Annotated in this window: 9 protein-coding genes; 2 read left to right on the top strand and 7 right to left on the bottom strand. The window is 45.6% G+C overall.

The annotated features are described in order from the left end of the window. Position 1: 1 nt before the first annotated feature. From CSD97_RS02190 to CSD97_RS02160, 7 genes are all read right to left on the bottom strand, one after another. Positions 2-1,150, bottom strand: a complete 1,149-nt coding sequence (locus tag CSD97_RS02190; RefSeq protein WP_005833935.1) for a SusE domain-containing protein — start codon at positions 1,148-1,150, stop codon at positions 2-4. Positions 1,151-1,183: 33 nt separating this feature from the next. Then, positions 1,184-2,794: a RagB/SusD family nutrient uptake outer membrane protein gene (locus CSD97_RS02185; protein ID WP_005833936.1), complete on the bottom strand. Its 1,611-nt coding sequence runs from the start codon at positions 2,792-2,794 to the stop codon at positions 1,184-1,186. Positions 2,795-2,809: 15 nt separating this feature from the next. Continuing rightward, positions 2,810-5,986, bottom strand: coding sequence for a TonB-dependent receptor (locus CSD97_RS02180; protein ID WP_005824843.1), 3,177 nt, complete (start codon positions 5,984-5,986; stop codon positions 2,810-2,812). Positions 5,987-6,128: 142 nt separating this feature from the next. Beyond that, a complete protein-coding gene (locus CSD97_RS02175; protein ID WP_098031907.1) occupies positions 6,129-7,592 on the bottom strand; it encodes a glycoside hydrolase family 125 protein in 1,464 nt (487 codons plus the stop codon). 19 nt (positions 7,593-7,611) lie between these two features. After that, positions 7,612-8,841: a glycoside hydrolase family 76 protein gene (locus CSD97_RS02170; protein WP_098031906.1), complete on the bottom strand. Its 1,230-nt coding sequence runs from the start codon at positions 8,839-8,841 to the stop codon at positions 7,612-7,614. 225 nt (positions 8,842-9,066) lie between these two features. Further along, entirely contained in the window at positions 9,067-11,133 is a 2,067-nt protein-coding gene (locus tag CSD97_RS02165) for a beta-L-arabinofuranosidase domain-containing protein (RefSeq protein WP_098031905.1), read from the bottom strand. A gap of 147 nt (positions 11,134-11,280) precedes the next feature. Then, positions 11,281-14,910 carry a glycoside hydrolase family 38 C-terminal domain-containing protein gene (locus CSD97_RS02160; RefSeq protein ID WP_098031904.1) on the bottom strand — a complete coding sequence of 1,210 codons (3,630 nt, stop codon included), beginning with the start codon at positions 14,908-14,910 and terminating at the stop codon, positions 11,281-11,283. A 331-nt stretch (positions 14,911-15,241) separates the two neighbouring features. On the opposite strand from CSD97_RS02160, the gene CSD97_RS02155 reads away from it, so the two are divergent. Together CSD97_RS02155 and CSD97_RS02150 are read left to right on the top strand one after the other, a co-directional pair. After that, positions 15,242-17,191 (top strand): glycoside hydrolase family 97 protein, encoded by a 1,950-nt coding sequence (locus CSD97_RS02155; protein WP_098031903.1) that lies wholly within the window; start codon positions 15,242-15,244, stop codon positions 17,189-17,191. Positions 17,192-17,351: 160 nt separating this feature from the next. Beyond that, the gene (locus tag CSD97_RS02150) at positions 17,352-21,419 is read left to right on the top strand and encodes a hybrid sensor histidine kinase/response regulator transcription factor (protein ID WP_022401927.1); all 4,068 of its coding nucleotides are present in this window, start codon (positions 17,352-17,354) and stop codon (positions 21,417-21,419) included. The last annotated feature ends 11 nt before the right edge of the window (positions 21,420-21,430 follow it).

Raw genomic sequence — 21,430 nt, 5'->3', positions numbered from 1 at the left:
ATTAGTTGGCCAATTCCACTTTATGAGTATAGTTCTCCACATTGAATATCACACTAATCTTGGTGATGGCACCCGGATTGTGGCCATCGGCCGCACCATCGAATTCATTGTTCAGTTTCCACTTCTGATCCCATTGGTTATCAGGAGTCTCCATAATGTAGAAATAAGGATCTTCGGGAGTAGCCGCACCAGGATTAGAGTCTGTAGTATTCTTGGTTCCCCAATACTGTATACTACCATCAGCATAAGTCATCAAGAACTTATAGCGTTGGTCGCGCCCCCATCCTTCTTGCTTGAACTCAATTTTATCCTGACCGCAGAACACACCGTTTCCAACATAAGGCAATTCAAAAGTTGCGGCACCACTCGGACAGAAGTAGAATTCCATCTTACTTACTTCCCTGACGGTTACAGATGCAATGGAGAAATCCATCTCAATGCGGTAAACTCCCGTCTTTTCTACGGTTGTCTCGCCTTCGCCTTCCATAATCTTATTGCCATTGATATAAAACACCTTGGCACCTTCGGCTGCTCTATCTACCAGTTTGTAAGTCTTTCCGCCTTCCAACTTCGTAAAGACTTCGAACTTATCCTTTTCGGGTGAAGCACACGCCACAGCCTTAGAAGCATCCATACCACCTTCAGTAGCACTTCCGGTCAAGTAAAGCTGTGCCGGAATCTCTTCAAATCCCACCAAGCGAGTGATGGTGAGCTTCTTGCTTTCCTTTGCCATTACAGAATTCAAACCTCTGGAAGCCATTACTGTCCAAACAAGTGTACCCGTCTCACCACTGTTCAATCCGGCAGCCGCACCAACCTTGTTCAATGTCTTGTGGCTGATGGTAGCATAGCTCAAAGAACCGCCATTGTCAGAAAGCACTTTGTAAATAGGCTTAGAAAAATCTCCACCTTCTTTATCGAATACCACTTCATAAAGAGGGGCACCGCTATCTTCAGCCTTGGCCGACTCCCATTCAAAGAACAGGCTGGCGCTGGCCGACGATTGCAAGACTACTTCCTTGCCGTCAGTGGGTTCATACAACTGATTTACTGAGGAAACTTTGGAATCCTTGTATTCCATGTCTTCCGTACAAGACGTAGCAAAGAGGACTGCCGAAAAAAGAGCTATTGTTGAGAATATTGTTTTCATTGTTCTATTGTTTTTAATGAGTTTAGATACACGTTAATTTCCATATCCCGGATTGTTAGGCGCCAGATTGGGATTCAAATTGATTTCACTGATAGGAACTGCCCAAAGATAATCTCTTGCCTCTTCGAACTTGCGAGTGTCAAGCTTGTTCTCGTCCACGAAGCTTGCACCGCGCACCTTGCCCGACAAGTATTCGTTACCAGCCTTCCAACGCTTAATATCATACCAGCGCAAACCTTCCATCGCCATTTCTACACGACGTTCGTCGCGAATAATCTGCCTCATCTCTTCCTTGCTCTTTCCGGCAGGAAAGTTCAAGGCTGCATCGGCAGTAAATCCGGCACGTTCGCGGATGGGACGGATGGTCTTGTTCCATACCTCTTCAGTCATACCGCTTGTTTCGTGAACAGCCTCAGCATACATCAGCAAGATGTCAGCATAGCGCATAGTGATGATATTCATACCGGAATTCTGGTCACCGGGAGCCTGCGGATTATAATACTTACGGGTGAAATAACCGGTAGAAGTGCCGTTTCCACCACCATCGTAGGCATCGGTTCCCGAACCCGGACGAATGTTGATGACTACGTCTTTACTGCCATCGTCCACATTGCCACTCCAGTCATAGCCATCATAAATGATAGTAGCGGTGAGACGTGGGTCACGGTTGTCGTAAGGATAAGCAGGGTTATAATCTGTCCCGGCTTCACTGATAGTCTTTCCACTAAGCATCAGATAAGTGTCTACCAACGATTGCTGCGGCACACGGTTCACGGCACGTCCGCCTCTTGACAAAGGAATCATGTCTACCATCTCACCCCAAGTAATCAAATTGGGTACATAAGAACGGTCCATGATAATCTCTTCATTATACTCATTGGCTTCATCAAAAAGCCCGGCATAATCAGGAAATAAGGCATAAGTACCATATTCGCCCTGTTTGTTCATCAGATTGTCGCAATAAAGCATCACATTGTTCCAGTCGCTATCCATCAAGTAGACACGAGCCTGCAAAGCACAAACGGCACCTTTAGTAATTTTGCCCTTGTCTTCTTCGGGCAATTGGTCGCGAGTGGGAAGCGCATCCTTGATGTCTTCCAATTCTTGGTGAATGAAGCTGATAATGGTTTCGCGGTCTGTACGACTTACACTCCGCGATTCTTCCAGCGTGATGTCCTCCGTAAAGAAAGGTACTGCACCATAAAGGTTAGTCAGACGGAAGTAGAGGCTTGCACGGATATAGCGTATCTCGGCAATCATACGTGCTTTAACAGATGCGTCCATGTTGGGTACCAGATCCACCTTTTCAAGGAACACGTGGCAGGTCTTTATGCCTCCGTAAAGGTCTTTCCATTCATTCTTGAAGATGTCGAGCGAGGGAGTAGCCATACCTTTGCGAATGGCACGTTGGTCGTCCACACTGCGACCGTCGTAAGCATTGTCACTCAAACTTTCATCGCTCCACATACGGCCTGCATTGTACATCTGGCTGTAAGCCATGTTCACCACATACTGGGCTTTGGTGGTGGAAGTCCAATAAGAGTTATCCGTAAATTTGTTTGTCGGTGCGTTCTCCATCTCGTTGCAACTGCAAAGCATCAGAACAGCCATTCCGGCAAAAGCTATATATTTTCTTAGTCTCATAGTTATCTGTTGTTTTTAGAATTCAATGTCTATACCGAAACCATAGTAACGGAGCGTCGGGTAGTTTCTACCAGAATTGGCGCCACTATTACCCATCTTAGAGTCGAACTCAGAAGATTCAGGGTCAATAAACGAGTTATTACTGAAAGTCAGCAAGTTTTGTCCGTTGACATAGATACGTGCCTTTTCCATACCCACCTTGCGGCTCCATGTTTTAGGGAATGTGTAACCAATCTGCAAGTTCTTCAGACGCAGGTATTTTCCATCCATCAAGAATAGGTCGGAACCTTGTCCGTTTCCGTAGTTGTTTCTGTTGGAAGTAGAACCCGGAGCAGTAAGTCTCGGCCAACGTGCATCGGTGTTGGTAGGAGTCCAGAAATCCAGTTGATGCTTATAGATATTATAAGAGTAATTGGCGTGGAACGGTTCAATCAATTCACCACGAAGCATCATGTCACGCTTGCCCACACCCTGCCAGAACATACCGAAATCGAATCCTTTCCATTCTACATTGTAGTTGAAACCGAAAGTAAGACGAGGGAAGGCATTACCCAAGATAAACTTATCCTTCGAGTCGATGACACCATCTTCGTTACGGTCTACAAACTTCACGTCACCCGGCTGTACCTTTCCACCTACAGGAATAGCCGATGCCTCAATCTCCTCGTAGCTTTGGAAAAAGCCGTCCATCTTGTAACCGTAGTAAGACTCCAACGGACATCCTTCACGGGTGATACGGCTCAACTCCTCTATTTGTGAGATTCTTTCGTGACCAGGGTACTTCAGCACTTCATTCCAAGAGTCACCAAGATTGAAGTTGAAGTTATGATTTGCGGCTCCCGTTTTCAAACGATAGTTGATAGAGAGGTCCCAACCTTGATTCTGCATCTCACCAATGTTGTCCATCGCCATATCCGTACCGAATACCGAAGGCACAAGGGGCTTCATTAAAATGTCGCTCGTACGCTTGTAGAAATAGTCGAACGTCACATTCAAAGCGTTATTGAAGAACGAAGCGTCTACACCCACGTTGAAGGTTTTGGTCTTTTCCCAAGTCAAATTATCCTTACCTAACTTAAAACCTGCGCCTGATACTGTCTGGTTGTTGTATGCGTAAGAGTTGTTGTACAGTTCGTAAACAGTAAAACGGTCATAAGTACCAATAGACTGGTTACCCAAGATACCAAAAGAAGTACGCAGTTTCAAGTCACCCACACGTTCCTTGTAAGCCTGCATAAAGTTCTCCTCGCTCAAACGCCAGCCTAATGAAACAGAAGGGAAGAAACCCCATCGGTAGTCTTTATGAAACTTGGAAGAAGCGTCATAACGGAAGCTGAATTCTGTATAATATCTGTCAGCGTAAGAATACCCCACACGTCCCAACAGAGAAGTCAGACTGGTACGGTTGGATTCATCTACAAATGTTTTTCCTGTGATGTTTCCCACAGTACTATTGGTAATGTCTGTACCGATACCCAAGTCGGGATCTACCCCCTTCTTCTCAATCTCATTGCTAGACGAAGTAAACGATTCATTGGTTACTCCAAAAAGCCCGCTGACATTGTGTTTACCGAATGTCTTGTTGTAATCCAACAAAAGTTGGCTATTAATAAGGTAAGCCGTATGATTCCAGTTACTGGTCCGATAGTCAGTATCTTTCACTGGACGTGGTTCGGTAGCCTCTTCATTCAAGTAATAGGATACGCCCAAATTGCGGGTAGAACGCATGTCGTTTATCACATCCGCACCCAACACTCCACGCAACTTCAATCCGTCAATAAGCCGGAATTCAGCATTGACATTAGCGTTCAGATAATTGTTACGATACTTGTTACGGCCACCAGCTTCCAATGCTCCCAATGGGTTAAATTCAGTCAATACATCATTTAACAAATATCTTCCATCTTCCGATTTCATTTTGTAATAATAATAAGTAGGTACACGGGCGGCATCCACTTCCAAACTCCCACCGGTGGTACTTACACTATTATTACGTGTATAAGCCAAAATAGCATTCAGTTTCAAACGTCCCACTTCCGTGCTAACATTGGTACGAAAATTATAACGCTGCACGCCAAAATCACTGTTGCCCACATAATTACTTTCCTGGTCATAATAACCCATGGACACCATGTAAGTAGTTTTATCACTACCTCCAGATACGCTTAGATTGTAATTCTGCTGTAAGGCTGTGCGGACTATCTGATCAAAAAACCAGCTTTCTTCATTTTGATGGGCAGCCAGGTCACGGATTTGATCGGGTGTATACAAAGGAGCCTCTCCAGCATTGGTGGCAGCTAAATTGCGCAAAGTAGCGTTCTGATAGCCTTTCACCGGAGAAAACAAGATATCCGGATTCTGCCATCCCATCATACCACTTAACCGAACTGTCGCACGCTGGTTCTTCTTACCTTTCTTAGTAGTAACCAAAACTACACCATTGGAAGAACGTGAACCATAAATAGCAGCTGTACCGGCATCTTTCAAGATGGAAATGTTCTCAATATCATTGGGATTCAATTTATCGAAACTACCGCCATCAGCTACCAATCCGTCTATGACAAAAAGCGGACTATTGTCATTCACAGTGCTGATACCACGGATATTAAAGTTAGTCTTACGATCATTAGGATTGCTACTGCGCTGCTGGATAACCACGTTGGGCGCAGCCCCTTGCAAAGCATCTGTCATGTTAGCCACGGGACGGTCTTCGATCATGGAAGCCTTTACCTGGTCTACAGCACCTACGGCACTCTTGCGGGTAGTAGTACCATAACCGATGACAATAACTTCATCCAGCACCTTGGTATCCTCCTTTAAGACAACATTCAATTGTTTTTGATTTTTCACAGCAATTTCCTGAGTGGCATATCCCACATAGGAAAAGACGAGAACATCTTGGGCACTACAAACAATGGAATAGTTTCCATCCACATCTGTAATGGTACCCACACCTTCTTTACCCTTAACAGTAACACTCACTCCAATCAGGCTTTCACCTGTGGCATCCTTAACGGAACCTCTCACCGTGGCATTGTTTTGCTGCACCACAGTAATAGTCTCCGCATGTGCATAAACCGCAGGAGCCTGCGCCAGCATAGTCACAGCAGGCAAGGCAATAAGCCAGAACTTATAGTTCCCACCTATCCGAGCCAGCAATGAATTTACTGTGTACACTCGATTCTTTTTCATATTCTTTAAGATTAAACATTATAATAAATCACGATAAAAAAAGGAAAAGAACACAAATAATACCAACGAACAACCAATTCATGCAATTTGTATCCTAATCCTCCTTCCAGCGCACTTTATTGATTTTAAATAATTCCTGTTTTTACAAGCTGTTCAGCAAATCCACTTTACCCTCGTTCACTAATTTCAAAATCAATTCTCCAAACAGCGTATTCTGCCAAGCAAACCATGCACGGGTAAAGTTAGTGGGGTCATCCTTGTGGAAAGACTCGTGCATGAATCCCGTACCGGCATCCGTATCCATCAGCATTTTGATACAAATCTTTATCTCCTCATCATTCTGGCTGGTGAATGCCTTCATCATGATACTCATAGGCCATACCATATCATAACCAATGTGCGGACCTCCGATACCTTCACCGGCTTTACCTTTAAAAAAGTAAGGGTTGCTGCCACTCCACACAAAGCGGCGTGTATTCTGATAGATAGGATCGTTTACGTCCACATCACCCAAATAAGGCATAGCAAGAAGGCTGGGTACATTGGCATCGTCCATTAACAGATGATTGCCGAATCCATCTACTTCAAATGCATAGATTGTCCCAAACTCAGGATGATTGTAAGTGGCATATTTCTTCAGGGCTGCCTCCACTTCGGCTGCTAAATCGGTGCATTCTTTGGCCAAGGATGTTTCCTTGTTTACTTCCGTCAGAATTTCAGCAGCCTTTCTCAGAGAAGAGACAGCGAAAAAGTTGGAAGGGACCAGGTACTGAAGCGTAGTGGCATCGTCCGATGGGCGGAAAGCGGAAACAATCAGTCCCACCGATTTGACCGGAGCACCCAAGCCGTCGTTATTCAGCGTATCCAGAGCACGTTCCGTCTTACGTTGGAAACGGTAAGGGCCTACACCGTCCTTACGCTGCTGTTCCTTGAAAGTCTTCAGGATAGCAGTAATTGCCTTCATCCATTCACCGTCGAAGATACTGCTGTCACCAGTTACTTTCCAATACTGGTAAGCCAGACGAAGCGGGTAACAAAGAGAGTCTATCTCCCATTTGCGCTCGTGCAGTTCGGGCTTCATATCTGTCAAGTCAGTCATCCAGTTGCCACCCGTAGGTCCGTCGTTGAAAGCATTGGCGTACGGATCAATGTTGATGCAAAGGAACTGACGGCGAATGACACCTTCGAGCATCTCTTTCAATTGCGCATCATTGTTGGCTAACTGCACATATGGCCACACCTGCGCACCGGAGTCACGCAGCCACATAGCATGGATGTCACCGGTATAAACAAAAGTATCGGGTTTACCGTCCAGCATGCGAAAGTGTACAGTAGTGTCAAGCGTATTAGGAAAGCAATTCTCAAACATCCACGCCAACTTAGGATTGGTAAGCAGTTTCTTCACGCGAACAATCTCAGCTTCCACCGCTTTTGAGGTGAAAAGGCGTTTCTTCATTTTTGGACGATTGCTCTTGTAAGCAGCAGTCATCTGAGCATAGTTCTCCACACAAGTGTTGTCACCTTTCAGAATAAAAGTGTCTGCCTTAGCATAGCCTTGCATACAGAGCATGGCAACAGCGCACAAGGTAATGTTTCTCTTTTTCATTTGGTCTGATTCGTTTTAATTATAAAGACTGATTAGCGAACACGGCCAAACGCGCGTACATCTCTACCATGGCGGCTTGTGTCAGCAGCCATTTACGATTGTCGCGGCTCTTGCCGGTGAAATCAGTATTGAAAAGGCCGTTCTCTTCACGGGCATGCGTCCAAGCATAGTCCAGACTGCGGGCAAAGGAATCAAGATAAACCTTGTTACCGTCCACCTGATAGAGTTCCATAAAACCACGCAACATAACGGCGGTGAACCACACATCACCCTTCTTCAGCATATGAAACGGTTCTCCCTGTCCGGGGGTGAATTCCATGAAGAAATAATTATGACAAGCAGCAGCAATCGCTTGCGCATCCTTCAGATACTGCCCATTACCGGTAAGCTGATAGAGCAAAGCAGCCGACTGCATCATCTGACCGCTGTTATAGGCAAATTTGGCACGTCCTATCTCACCGTCCAAACGCATGTTGTCGAAGTAAAGGCAGTCTGTTGTGTCCTGCAATGTTGCTTTAGTCCACTCGTACAAACTCTTCCCTTTCTCAAAATAGGAGCTGTCTTGCGTAGCCTTGAAAAGTTTCAGGGCAAAGACGGAACCAGGGGCGTTGGAACAAGTGTTCTTTGATTCCTTCTTCTGTTCGCACCAATAGATACCTCCTCCCAAACAATCGTCCATACCGCTTTCTATAAACTTCCAGATAAGCTTGGCGCTCTGCAGATAGTTCTCTTGGCTAGTCATCAGATAGACGTCTGTGAAGTCAATGCCGAGCCACACGTTGTCATCGTAAAAGCGGTCGGACAACGGAGCGTCCTTGATGTAAGAAGCATACGCTTTGGGCATACGACGAGCATCGAAATATTCAGCAAGTCCCGGAAGCACTTTCTCATCAAGCAACTTCTGATAGTTCCCGAAATCTTTCTTGTTATCTTTAGTGGCCTCCATCAACGCATTCACTGCGGAGAAGGTACCGGAATAAGGCCACAAATAAGAGTAGAGATTGGGACGGTTCTTCTGTTCCTCGGAAGCCAAATAAGTAGCGGTATAGCCTTCCATGTCCGAAGGATAATTCTCACGCAACAGACAAGTGCCCGGTGCGGAATAGTGAGCATATAAGGAATCAAGTGTTTGTGTAGATCTGACCAGCATTGCGTTGTCTGCCACAGCCGGTTCTTTCTGTGTCTTGCATCCGGTTACTGCCAAGGCGCATGCCAATAGGCAGAGGAGTGCTTTCTTGGAATTTTTCATCTTTTTTCTACGGCATTAAATTGTTCGACTTGTTTTTCACTCCGTTGCAGGAGTCTTCTTTTATATAATATATAAACCCTATTAAAAACGATTGCAAAAATAGACAGTAAGGTTAAAAGCCAACTATAAATCCGTGACATAACCGTCCACATTCCGGACATGGCAGAATTCTAAAACAAGTTTGTCACAAAACAGACACACCGTTTCCCCCATACTTCGGAAACATCATTTCCCAACAACTGGAAATTCTGAAATACGCAGGGTTGTACAACCGTAGGGTATCAGCGTGATTTCTTGCTCTCCTCCTTCGGCACTGCCACAGAAAGAGAAAGGCTGGGGCCCTGCCATTTCATTATATACTGTCCAAGTAGGGATAAGACGAGCCTTCATCTTTATTTCAACCGGTGCATTTTCCTGATTCCAAGGAAAGTCCAATTGCTGTTTTTGGCTATTGATACTTACTTGGGCCACCTCGTTCATTCTGTTACGGTCAAAATCCACCAATCCGTAGTTCCATGGATCCGAAGAAGTCACCTGATAATAATAAGAACCATACCAACTATCCTTAAACTCTTTCTTTTCCCAATTTTCTTCCATTTTCAGGGCATATACCAACGGACCTCTTTCAATAGATACTGCGTTTTCATACCAAGTGCTAGTAAAGACCTCCATGGGCAGATACAGTTCAATCTTATCATTCCGCTTCCATATACGGTCTACGATAGCTATTTTCCCACCTTTGACAGTTTGCTCCATCTTTCCATTTACCCGTATTTCAGCTTGCTTGCACCACTTCGGAACACGCAGGTGAAATGGAAATTTCACTTGTTTCACCTTATTCCTCACCTCTTTAATGGTAAAAGTTATCTGATGATCCATCGGATAGTAAGTATCTTCACTGATAACCACCGGTACATTATCACCCACATTGGCTGTTACTTCCGACGGAGAATAGACAATGGCTGCAATGCCGTTATCAGGTGTGGCATACCATAGGTGCTGTGTAAATTTTGGCCAACCTTGGTGCATATTCGAAAAACAACATGGGTATCCGGTCAGAGTGCCAAAAGCAAGGTCTGTCCCTTCATGATCCTGGTCGAAGTTGCGACGATGGCGTGTTACCATCACCTGATTCGGTTGCTGGAAATATTGCTTAGTCATAAAGTCATCGGATATTTGGGCTGGTAAAGCATTAAAAGCAATGCGTTCCAAATGGTCGGCAAAGTCTATGTCTCCTGTAATCTCCACCATTTTTTCCAGCGAGTACATCAACTCTACGGCCGAACACAACTCCGAGCCTTGTGTAGGATTGTTTCCATGCAAAGCCTCATCGCCTCCATACATGCCTTGCGGCTGTCCGTGGAACCGGCGAATATCTCGAAAGCCTTCCTTGACAGCATCAATATATTTCCGGTCGGTATCTTGCTGATAATAAATAATCGGTTCTTTGATGCCTTGTGCCAAATTAACACAGTGTATAGTGCAGGGTCTGCGCAAGTCTCCCCTATCTACCATATCTATGAAACTGAAACTCTGCCGGTGCAGCAAATGCCCCAATTCAAGCAAAAAATCCTCCCCCGTAAGATTATAAAGCCAATATACAGCTTGCAAATTGTCACAAGCACGGAATTCTGCCCAACTGCTCCAGTGTCCTAAAGGTTTTTGCGGCAAGGTATTCAGTTGATAACGGAAATATTTTGTCATAAAAGCGACGACTCTCTTATCGTTCGTTGCCGAATAATACTGCTGTAGGATTTTCAGCACGACCATACGCGGCCACCAGTCTTGCGAGTTATCACGTTGCAGTCCAGGCTCTCCCGGATAATCTTTTTCAGGACCGAAGAATCCGTCCTTACGCTGGCTCTGCAAAGCCCATTCTATCCAAGGTTGCACTTTGGCTTTCAAGACATCATCATCCAGTATATACGCCAAAGGAAGTAGACCGTCTATCCAGTATGGACCGCGTTCCCACTGGTCTCCATCACCACCTAACCAACCATTGCGTTTGCCCATAACCGAAGGGTAAAGAACATCCATCTGACCACTGGCGCCATTTTTCTGACGAACCAGCATTTCGTGCAACCAGCCTTTAGGTTTGATACTGCCTAAAGGAAGTTCCATTAAGGGCTTACGGAGTAGAGGATAGCGATTATTCTTGTAGTTTCCTTCTACTACCTGGCTCAAAAGAGCATCCACTTGTTTCTCCGCCTCAGGCGTAAACCACTTTTGAGCAGATATTGTAAAGAGATTAGCAGCTAATAAACATACAACAGCAAATATTTTAATTTTCATTTTTCAAGGTATTTGTTATTTCCAATAAATTTACTTCAATAGAGTTGTTAACTTACTCACATTAAGCACTTACACCTGAGAATCATCAGATCCTTGTGTCTGTGGTGACAGACACAAGGATCTGAAAAATGGGAATATAATAACTGTTTATTCGTATACTTCCATTTCATAAATGCGCACATCTTTACCAGAAGCCGATTGCATGGGCTGTGTCACTAAAAGACGCAGGTAGCGAACACTTTCAGACTTATTTAGCGTGCGATTCAGTACATTCTTACCATTACCAGAAACATAGTCCAGTGTGCGCCATTCACCATTCTTGTCGCTCTTACCTTGCAGAAAGCAGGAGGAAGTGACGTAGGAATGGTTTTCGCCGGCAGCGTTCAGTAACTTCCAGCCATTAATGCTTCTTTCACCGCCCAAATCAAAGTCTACGTAGTGGGGCATTTCAGCAATAGCACACCACTTTGTGTTTTCGTCGCCATCTACCATGAAAGCCGGCTTCTCTTTCTCGTTCACATAGCTTGAATAGCCCATTACCATGTCCTGCTTCAGAATGTTCACTCTCTCTGTGGAGCTTTCCGTCTGATAGCGATTGCACTTGTTTGCCGTACGGAACAGTTCGGAAGCGGGACAAACAGAAGTAGCAGCAACATCAGTCAAAGTGGCGGCAAAAATAACAATATCCTTATTATCGGGCAATACCACCTCAGTAGCCTTTTCTGGCAGGTCTATTGCGAACTTAAACATGTAAGTGAACTCATACGGCTGATCGCCTTCACCGGAATGGCGGTGCGTACCCACATAGGCAACTTCAGCATCTTTCAGATAACCTTCCGTATGTCCGGTGTGCCCCCACTGACCGATGAAGCCAGTATAAGAAGGAACAATGACTTCCTGCACATACTTGCCTACGCGGAATATCCCCTTCACATCTTTATCAGAAGCGGCAGCAGCAAGGATATAGAGTCTGTTATAAGTACAGTCGGCGGGCAGTTTCAGTACATTGCCCTTGCAAGCCATACCATTCAGCTCTTCACGTGTCTCCAATTTGAAAGGCACTCCATGCACATTCATCTCGGCAGGTATCAATTCAGCAGCATAAGAATAACCAGACTCAAAGTTGGCAGCAGCCTTGAACTCGTTCCAACTGAAGCACTTCTTGTCATAAACAAGGGGCAATGGTTCGGCCACCGTCTGCACCTTTTTATTGGAAGCAAAACGTACCTTGTAGGTCTTAATGCTGTTTGGATTGACTGACACTTCCAAGCGATTTCCACTGAATGTAGCCTTACCGATGGTCTTTTCCGTACCATCTGCTTCTACAGCAGCCACAAGGTTGTCGGCAAAGACAATCGAGGCTTTCTGCGCCTGCTTGCCTGCGGCTTCATACACGCGTACCACATATTCATCTGAACTTTCGGCTTTCTTTAAGGCTTTAATAAGTACATTCCGGTTATCGGAAAAAGCCAATGAATAGCTCTTACCTAATTCGCCGCGATGCTTTCCAACAACGAACGCCTTGATGCGCTGGTTCAGCAACTCAGCATTCTCGCGGGTTTGAACTACGTCCAAAGCGCCCACATGACCTACCAAGCTGTAAGTAAAGGTATGGTGACCGAAGTCCTGACGATCTTGATAAGCATAGTTCTTTTTTGTCTTCGGAGTGTGCAGCAAAGTGAGACGCAGGGTGTTGTTATCAGGCTTGTCCCAGCCATATTTGCTGTCGTTCATGATGGAAACACCATAAGAACCGTTAGCGTCCGTTAAATCTGCCCAATATTGAGCATATACTTCGTAAGCGGTCAAGATGTTGTTTCCTCTCTGCACGCTGCCTACGCCCAAGTCGTAAGTGGCCACCTCATTATTCAAATTGAGGGGAAACTCAGCCTTCAACAGAGCGTTGGTAGACTGCCAGTCCACTTCGTTAGTAAAGTCAATGCGGTGGGCCAATACACCTTCATACAAATGGATGTACTGGCGGAAAAAAGAATCATCGTGACGTTTCTCCACGCAGAGAGTCTTACGTAATGCACCGTTTTCGCAAAGAGTCACTTTCACATCCTCGGTGATGGAGATAGGAGTAGCGTCCACAGTCTCTTTCAATATCTCCCATGCCGGCCATTCGAATGACTTGTTTTCAGTGAAGAGGGCTAAACGAATAGCCTTACCAGCCTTTACCAGTTCCTTGTTGATTCTCTTGTCGAACAGTGAAGTAATGTCACCGTTCTCATTCAATGTCAGTTTGTAGAACGAATTTTCAACACTTGCAGCTTCAACAGCAGACATCTCTTTTCCTTCGCCGGAGAGGCGGACATCGTAAACTGCGTATCCATTGGCGGGTACAGTGGCTTCTACTAACAAGCGGACCTTTCCATCAGTATATGAAACCAACTGAGAAACCACCAACTTGCCTTGTTCGTTATATACAGCCACACTTTTGGGAAAACGGGAAGCCTCCACTTCGATGGTCACCACATCTGTAACCTTGAAGCCCGAAGCGTTATAGAGCACTACGGGAATCCCCTTGACACGAGTATCAAGCTTGCCTGCCACACTTCCCACAGAATGAGTCAGGATACCGGAGAACTGTTTCAGAGAGAGAAGTTCATCGTTCCAAGAAAATTCATAGGCACGGGGAATGCTAGTACCGGTCAAATCATCGTGGAATTGGTGGAATATGAAGCGCTGCCAAGACTCCGTCAGGCTCTTGCCAGGATATTCGGCAACCCCCAAAAGGGCAGCAGCCACAGAAGCACGTTCAGCGGCATCACCCAAAAGTTCATTTTGACGATTATAGAGTTTCATAGCAGCCTGTGAAGTGTAGCAGCCGGTTCCATGAACGTCCATCAGCAATTCACCGTCAAATACGGGGAGCTCGGGATGGCTGCCATAAGGCTGGTAATCCTTGAACAACTGGTCACTGGCTGCACTGATAATCTTCAACGGACCGTCTCCCTTGATACCTTTCTCCACGGAAGCCACAGAAGCGATGGTAGGTGAACCGCCCACATCACCTGTTCCATAGTAGCGGTAAACGGTATTCAGGGGAGTGCATTTGGAGAGTTCCATCAAATATTTATTTTCTGAAAGGTCTTCATTATCCCAACGACGACCGTAATCATATCCGTGAGCCAGCATGACGGACGCTCCATCCACTCCTTTCCACAGTCCGATGGTAAAGGGATGCTTGCTTTTACCGTAGAAAGGATTGTTACGCCAATCCAGCTTCTGTGAAGAGAAACCTATCAGTCCACAATGGGCAGCAACAGTAGGCAATGTCCAACCGAATCCGAAGCAATCGGGAAGGAAGATGTCGGTACTTTCTACCCCCAGCTCCTTACGATAGAACTCCTGCCCCAGCATAATGTTGCGAATAAACGATTCAACAGACGGCACCAAAGTGTCGGTAGCATCCCAACTGGCCCCACTCACATGCCATCGACCTGCCTTTACAAAAGCCTTCATCACTTCGTATTCACGAGGATAATATTCCTTCATCCAAGCATATTTCACTCCACCTTCAAAATTAAAGATATAGTCGGGGTACTGGTTCAAAAGGAAAAGGTTCTGATTCAAGGTATTCCAGACATAATCCTTAATAGTAGTCTGAATGTCCCAGTTCCACTGCGTGTCCAAGTGGGCATCTGCCACCATGTACGCTTTTGCTTTCTTCGGTGCAACGGTCTGAGCCGATAATTGTCCTCCTGCAACGGCCAACATCACGGCTCCCGCTATCAGATGGGTCTTCCCCATCAGTATTCGTCTCTTTTTCATGGTTTTGTTATTATTGTTTTTTCGTAAAAGATAATGTCAATTCGATATAAACCACCGCATTCTTTGTTATAAATGTGCTGCTTCCTCTAGCCGCAAACCGCTCTTTCACCTTCTCTCTTTAGCCTCCATCCGGCAACAATAGTTCTCTGACATGTGGAATGTTGGTAACAAAAATAGCCCATCCTTCACTCTCATACTGTACAGATTCGCGACATAGATATGTAAAAAGTCGTCTGTGGCATGATTTTATATATTTATGTCATAAATAGCATACATTTCCTACAGAATACAAACTACTTTTGTATATTGTAAAAATCCAAAAGCTAAGAACATGAAAAAACAATTCCTACTCTCGGCAGTTCTCTGCCTCTCACTGACCGCTTTCGGACAGAAAGTACATCAACTGGCCTCACCCAGCGGAAACATCCGCATCTCGGTGGAGCTGACCGATCAAATCCAATATGATGTAACCCAAGGAAATCAAACACTGATGGACAACTGTGTCATTGGTCTGGAAACTGCCAACCACCAGCTGGGCATCCATCCTAAACTAAACAAAGTAGTACGCCAAAATGTAAACGAGGAACTGACTCCCATCGTACCCCTGAAATTCTCTACTATAACCAACCGCTACAACCAATTGCTACTGAAGTTTAAAGGAGGCTATTCAGTAGAGTTCCGTGCCTTTGATGACGGATTCGCCTACCGCTTCCTTACTGACCTGAAAGGCGAGCAAGAAATAATGAATGAAATCCTCCGCCTGAACTTTGTGGATGATTGCCTGCTACATCTTCAGCAACCTGACGGCTTTAAGACTTCCTATGAAGAAGAATATCGCCACCAAACAAGCAGCGAGTGGAAAAACTCCAATCGCATGGCTCTGCTTCCCCTTTTAGCCAGCACACCCAAAGGTGACAAAATCCTCATGAGTGAAACCAATCTGACAGACTATCCCGCCATGTTTCTGAAAAACGATGGACAAGGCGGCATTACCGCCGTCTTCCCCCGTCTGCCTCTTGAATTCGGAGAAGACGGTGACCGCAGTCTCAAGATTCTGAAAGAAGCCAACTGCATAGCCCGTACCGCAGGCAAGCGCAGTTATCCATGGCGTTACTTCGTCATTACCGACGATGACCGCAAACTTATAGAAAACACTCTATCCTATCGCCTCGCTGAAAAGAATGTCATAGAAAACACCTCTTGGATTAAACCAGGACTAGCCAGCTGGGAATGGTGGAACGGAGCCACACCCTACGGCCCCGACGTGGACTTCAAAGCAGGTTGCAACCTTGACACCTACAAATACTTCATCGACTTCGCATCCCACTACGGCGTAGAATATATAGTAATGGACGAAGGCTGGGCCATGAACACCCGCAACCCCTATAAACCCAATCCCTCGGTAGACATACACGAACTCATCCGCTACGGCAAAGAAAAAAACGTAGGCATTGTGTTATGGCTCACTTGGCTTACGGTAGAAAACCACTTTGACCTATTCGAAACTTTCGAAAAGTGGGGTGTGAAAGGCGTAAAGATAGATTTCATGGATCGTAGCGACCAATGGATGGTAAATTTCTATGAACGCGTAGCACATGAAGCCGCCAAACACCATCTCTTCGTTGACTTTCACGGTGCTTTCAAACCTGCCGGATTAGAATACAAATACCCAAACGTACTCTCCTACGAAGGCGTAAGAGGTATGGAGCAAATGGGCGGATGCCGTCCCGACAACAGTGTCTATTTCCCCTTCATACGCAACGCAGTAGGAGCCATGGACTATACTCCCGGCGCCATGCTTAGCATGCAGCCTGAAGTCTACCATTCCGAACGTCCCAATTCTGCCAGCATCGGCACACGTGCCTATCAGATGGCACTCTTTGTTCTTTTTGAAACCGGCCTGCAGATGATGGCAGACAATCCTACCCTCTATTATCGCAACGACGAGTGTACACGTTTCATCACCCAAGTACCCCAAACATGGGACGAAACCATCGCTCTCGAAGCCAAAGCAGGAGAATATGCCATCGTGGCCAAACGCAAAGGAGAACAATGGTATATAGGAGGCATGACCAACAACCGCGAACGTGAACGGGTCTTTAACATCTCCCTTGATTTCCTGCAAGAAGGAAAAAATTATCTCATGACCTCTTTTGAAGACGGCATCAACGCTGACCACCAAGCCATGGACTACCGCAAGCAAGAACAATCCTTGAAGAAAGGCGACCATATCACAGTCCGTTTGGCACGCAACGGTGGATTCGCTGCGGTCATTCGCTAATCATATCCATACCTATCTGCTCCGTACAAATACATTTCTAAGGATACGGAGCAGATACAAAGCAAACTGTAAGCCTACAACTAAAGAAATATATTGCAAATATTGACTGTTTCCACCTTAAAATATATCTTTGCAACTCAAAATCAATACAACAAGCCACATGAAAGACATATACTGGAAAGGCCATACGATTTTATTGCTTATCAGCCTCTTATGCTGTTTTCCGGATTTTGTGTACGCTTACAGCCTACGGCAATTCTCCAATAAAAACGGTCTTTCCAATAGTGCCATCCAATCCCTTTACCAAGATAGCCAAGGTGTACTATGGATAGGAACATGCGACGGACTGAACGTGTTTGACGGCAACAATATCCACCTATATACGCCCGTTGATGTGTCACGCAACCTATTGTCAGGCAACATTATCAGCCAGATCGTAGAATCAGAGCCAGGCATACTGTGGTTACAAACCAACTACGGGTTAGACAGATTGGATACATACCGACAGACCTGCCGGACCTTTACCGAATTCAAGGACAACATCTTCTTGGCACGAAGCAACAACAAGTGCATGTTAGTGCTGAAAGATGACGGAAATCTGTATCACTACCAACAAGAGAACCAGAAATTTCTCCAGTTAAACATCTCTTCCATGGATTTTAATAAAGTACTGTCCATGACCATTGATTCCAACAACCTGCTTTGGATATTCGCAACTGGAAACAACACTCGTTGCTATCGTCTGAACCACACGGGAAAAAGCGTGACACTGATTCCGGAAAAGCCATTTGGACATCACGGCTTGAAGCATGCCTTCATCGGAGAAGATTCAGCCTACTTCATTGATGAAACCTATGCCCTCTACGAATATAGTTTCAGCAACCGACAGTGTTACTACATTGCCGACCTGAAAGACGAAATAGAAAAACGAGGTGAAGTATCTTCCATCATCAAACGAGAAAATGACTTCTGTATCGGTTTCAAAAGCAGCGGCTTGATAGTACTGAAATATGAAGCAAACCAAAAGATTAAATACCGTATAGAATACACTGAAATACAGTCGGGCATCTTCTGTCTGATGAAAGACAAATTTCAAGATATCGTATGGGTAGCTACCGACGGAGAAGGGTTATACATGCTTTACAATGACACATTCACCATGACCAACACCCTGCTCAACACTCCCGCATATCAGGTGAACAACCCGGTACGCAGCCTTTACCTCGACCCACAGCAAACCTTATGGATAGGAACCAAAGGCAGTGGCATATTGCGTATACCGAATTATCTTGTCAACAATACACCCGAAAAACATGATCGTCTCATCACCGGTAACAGCACATTGACCGACAACTCCGTCTACTGTTTTGCACCCGGTGGAAAAGACCGACTTTGGATAGGTACGGAAAACGGAATCAATTATTATTCCTACTCTACCCACCAATTGAAAGAACTGGCGGTACAAGCCAATGGAACCAAAGTGAAATATGTGCACTCCATTGATCAAACCAATGACAGTACACTTTGGATTTCCACCGTGGGCGAAGGAATCGTAAAGGTGACATTAGAAAATCAGAGAAAAGATCCTATTGTGAAGCATGCTACACGGACTTTGGTGAGTAACGGACATATGGCATCAAACTATTTTTTCACCTCCTACCGTGAAAGCAGCTCTACGCTGTGGTTCGGGAACAGAGGGCTCGGAGCCTACCGCATTGATGTACGTACTGGAGAAATGGCACAGTTCCGCTTCAACAACTTGGTAAACAGCCAAACCGCCAACGATGTGTTCGCCATACACAAAAACGAGCAAGGCTACTGGCTGGGCACTGGATCAGGGCTTCTCCGCTTCTACTCAAACGAAGACGGAAACCCAGACAGCATCAGTGCAAAGCTCTACACCAACAGCACCGTACATGGTATCTTGGAGGACAACCGAGGCAATCTCTGGGTGAGTACTAATCAAGGATTAATGAGACTCAATCCCCAAGAACAGACCAAGCAGACCTACAACAACGGAAACGGACTGGCCGTGACCGAATTTAGTGATGGAGCCTTCTACAAAGACAATGCTACGGGAATCCTTTTCTTTGGAGGTGTAAACGGCTTCGTCACCGTGAAGCCCGATTCTTACATCACCACGGACTATATGCCCGAAATCAGCCTGAAAGGACTTTCCATCTTCGGTAAGGAATACAACCTGCATGACTTTTTACATTACAAAGACGGGAAGCCCGTGCTACAACTGGACTACAAACACAACTTCTTCCAGCTCAACTTCCGGATAACAGACTACATTAACGGAAACGACTATTTCTACTCCTATAAACTAAAGGAAGCAAGCGACCAATGGATAGAAAACGGAGTTTCACCCAATGCCATCTTCTCCAACCTTTCCCCCGGAGAATATACTCTGTTTGTGAAATACCGCAACAACATCAACGGTAAAGAAAGCCATCCGCAAGCCTTCACCATTTACATCGCTCCTCCCTGGTATCTCAGTACCTGGGCCTATGTGGGCTACTTTTTGTTAGGGTTACTATTATGTACAGGCATAGTCGCCTATGCATTCTATACCTACCGCCTGAAGCGGCAGCACATGATGAAGAAAATGGAACGACAGAAAAAAGAGGAAGTCTATGAATCAAAACTACGCTTCTTCACCAACATCACCCACGAGTTTTGCACCCCCCTCACCCTGATTCAGGGACCGTGCGAGAAGATACTCACCCACAAGGAGACAGATATCTACACGCACCGCTACGCCAAGATGATTCAGCAAAATGTGGAAAAGCTGAATGGTCTCATTGTGGAATTGCTGGAGTTCAGAAGACTGGAAACGGAAAACAAAATGCTCTCCATACAGCCGCAACCTGTTTCCGAAAAGTTAAGGGACATCGCCGAATCCTTCGGTGACATGGCGGAAAACAGAGAAATGAACTACTGCCTTGACATAGCCCCCGAACTGACATGGAACACCGACCTGAGCTGCTTCAACAAAATAGCCGGAAACCTCATATCCAACGCTTTCAAGTACACACCCGACAAGGGGAACATCAGCGTAACATTGTACACGAAAAACGAACGTCTTATTTTGAAGATAGCCAATACCGGCAAAGGCATCACACCGGAAAATCTCGGAAAGATATTCGACCGCTATAAGATTCTCGACTCCGTGGAGATGAACGGCAAAAACTCAAGAAACGGACTGGGGTTGGCCATCTGCAAAAACATGGTGACACTGTTGGAAGGAGACATAAACATCGAAAGCACACCGGGCGAACTGACCACCTTCACTGTAAGCCTTCCCTCGCTCCCCCCCAACGGACAAGAAGTACCGCAAACAGCATACGAAGCGGCTTCTCCAAGCATTCCCACCGAAGAAGTGCAAGAATTGCCCGAAAAATACACCCAAGAATTCGACGCAAACAAGCAGACGGTCATGGTGATAGATGATGACCCTTCCATGCTGTGGTTCGTATCCGAAATATTCACAGAGAAATACAACGTACTCTCTTTCAATAATGCCCAAAAGGCATTAGACAGCCTGGAGCAACGACAGCCAGATCTCATCATCTCAGACGTGATGATGCCCGATATAGATGGGTTATCCTTCACCTCCACCATCAAGCAACACAAGCTGTGGAGCCATATTCCCCTAATCCTGCTCTCAGCACTGCATCACGAAGACGACCAAGTAAAAGGACTGGAATCGGGGGCGGATGCCTATGTCACCAAGCCTTTCAATGTGAAATATTTGGAAAAGATGGTCTATCATCTCATCCGCCGCGAAGAAAACCTGAAGGAATATTATAGTTCGGCACTCAGCACCTTTACCTGGAAAGAAGGAAGCTGCTTGCACAAAGAAGAACAAGAATTCTTAGAGAAAATGACAGAAGTCATTGAAAAGAACTTAGCCAATCCAGACCTGCAAGTAGAACTTTTGAGTAAGGAAATGGGCTACAGCAGCCGGCAGTTCTACCGCAAACTGAAACCACTTACTGACAAATCGCCTGCCGACATCATCAAAGAATACCGCCTCTCCACGGCGGAACGCTTGTTAGTCTCCAGCAACTTCACCATCGAAGAGCTGATGGACCGCACGGGATTCACCAACCGAAGCACTTTCTATAAAGCTTTTTCACAACGTTACGGAATGCCGCCCCGTCAATACTGCGAACGGCAAAAGAAGAACGTGAGGGAAGGACAGGAAATCACTAATACTTAATCATCTTATAC

It is taken from the genome of Bacteroides sp. AR29 (assembly GCF_900217715.1).
In the GTDB taxonomy this organism is placed as follows: domain Bacteria; phylum Bacteroidota; class Bacteroidia; order Bacteroidales; family Bacteroidaceae; genus Bacteroides; species Bacteroides uniformis.
The sequence above is the reverse complement of the archived record's forward strand: the minus strand, read 5'-3'. Positions and strand labels throughout refer to the sequence as shown.

Excerpts from the sequence above, each read along its gene's own strand:
- CSD97_RS02190 (WP_005833935.1), bottom strand. The coding sequence starts at position 1,150 with ATGAAAACAATATTCTCAACAATAGCTCTTTTTTCGGCAGTCCTCTTT.
- CSD97_RS02185 (WP_005833936.1), bottom strand. The coding sequence starts at position 2,794 with ATGAGACTAAGAAAATATATAGCTTTTGCCGGAATGGCTGTTCTGATG.
- CSD97_RS02180 (WP_005824843.1), bottom strand. The coding sequence starts at position 5,986 with ATGAAAAAGAATCGAGTGTACACAGTAAATTCATTGCTGGCTCGGATA.
- CSD97_RS02175 (WP_098031907.1), bottom strand. The coding sequence starts at position 7,592 with ATGAAAAAGAGAAACATTACCTTGTGCGCTGTTGCCATGCTCTGTATG.
- CSD97_RS02170 (WP_098031906.1), bottom strand. The coding sequence starts at position 8,841 with ATGAAAAATTCCAAGAAAGCACTCCTCTGCCTATTGGCATGCGCCTTG.
- CSD97_RS02165 (WP_098031905.1), bottom strand. The coding sequence starts at position 11,133 with ATGAAAATTAAAATATTTGCTGTTGTATGTTTATTAGCTGCTAATCTC.
- CSD97_RS02160 (WP_098031904.1), bottom strand. The coding sequence starts at position 14,910 with ATGAAAAAGAGACGAATACTGATGGGGAAGACCCATCTGATAGCGGGA.
- CSD97_RS02155 (WP_098031903.1), top strand. The coding sequence starts at position 15,242 with ATGAAAAAACAATTCCTACTCTCGGCAGTTCTCTGCCTCTCACTGACC.
- CSD97_RS02150 (WP_022401927.1), top strand. The coding sequence starts at position 17,352 with ATGAAAGACATATACTGGAAAGGCCATACGATTTTATTGCTTATCAGC.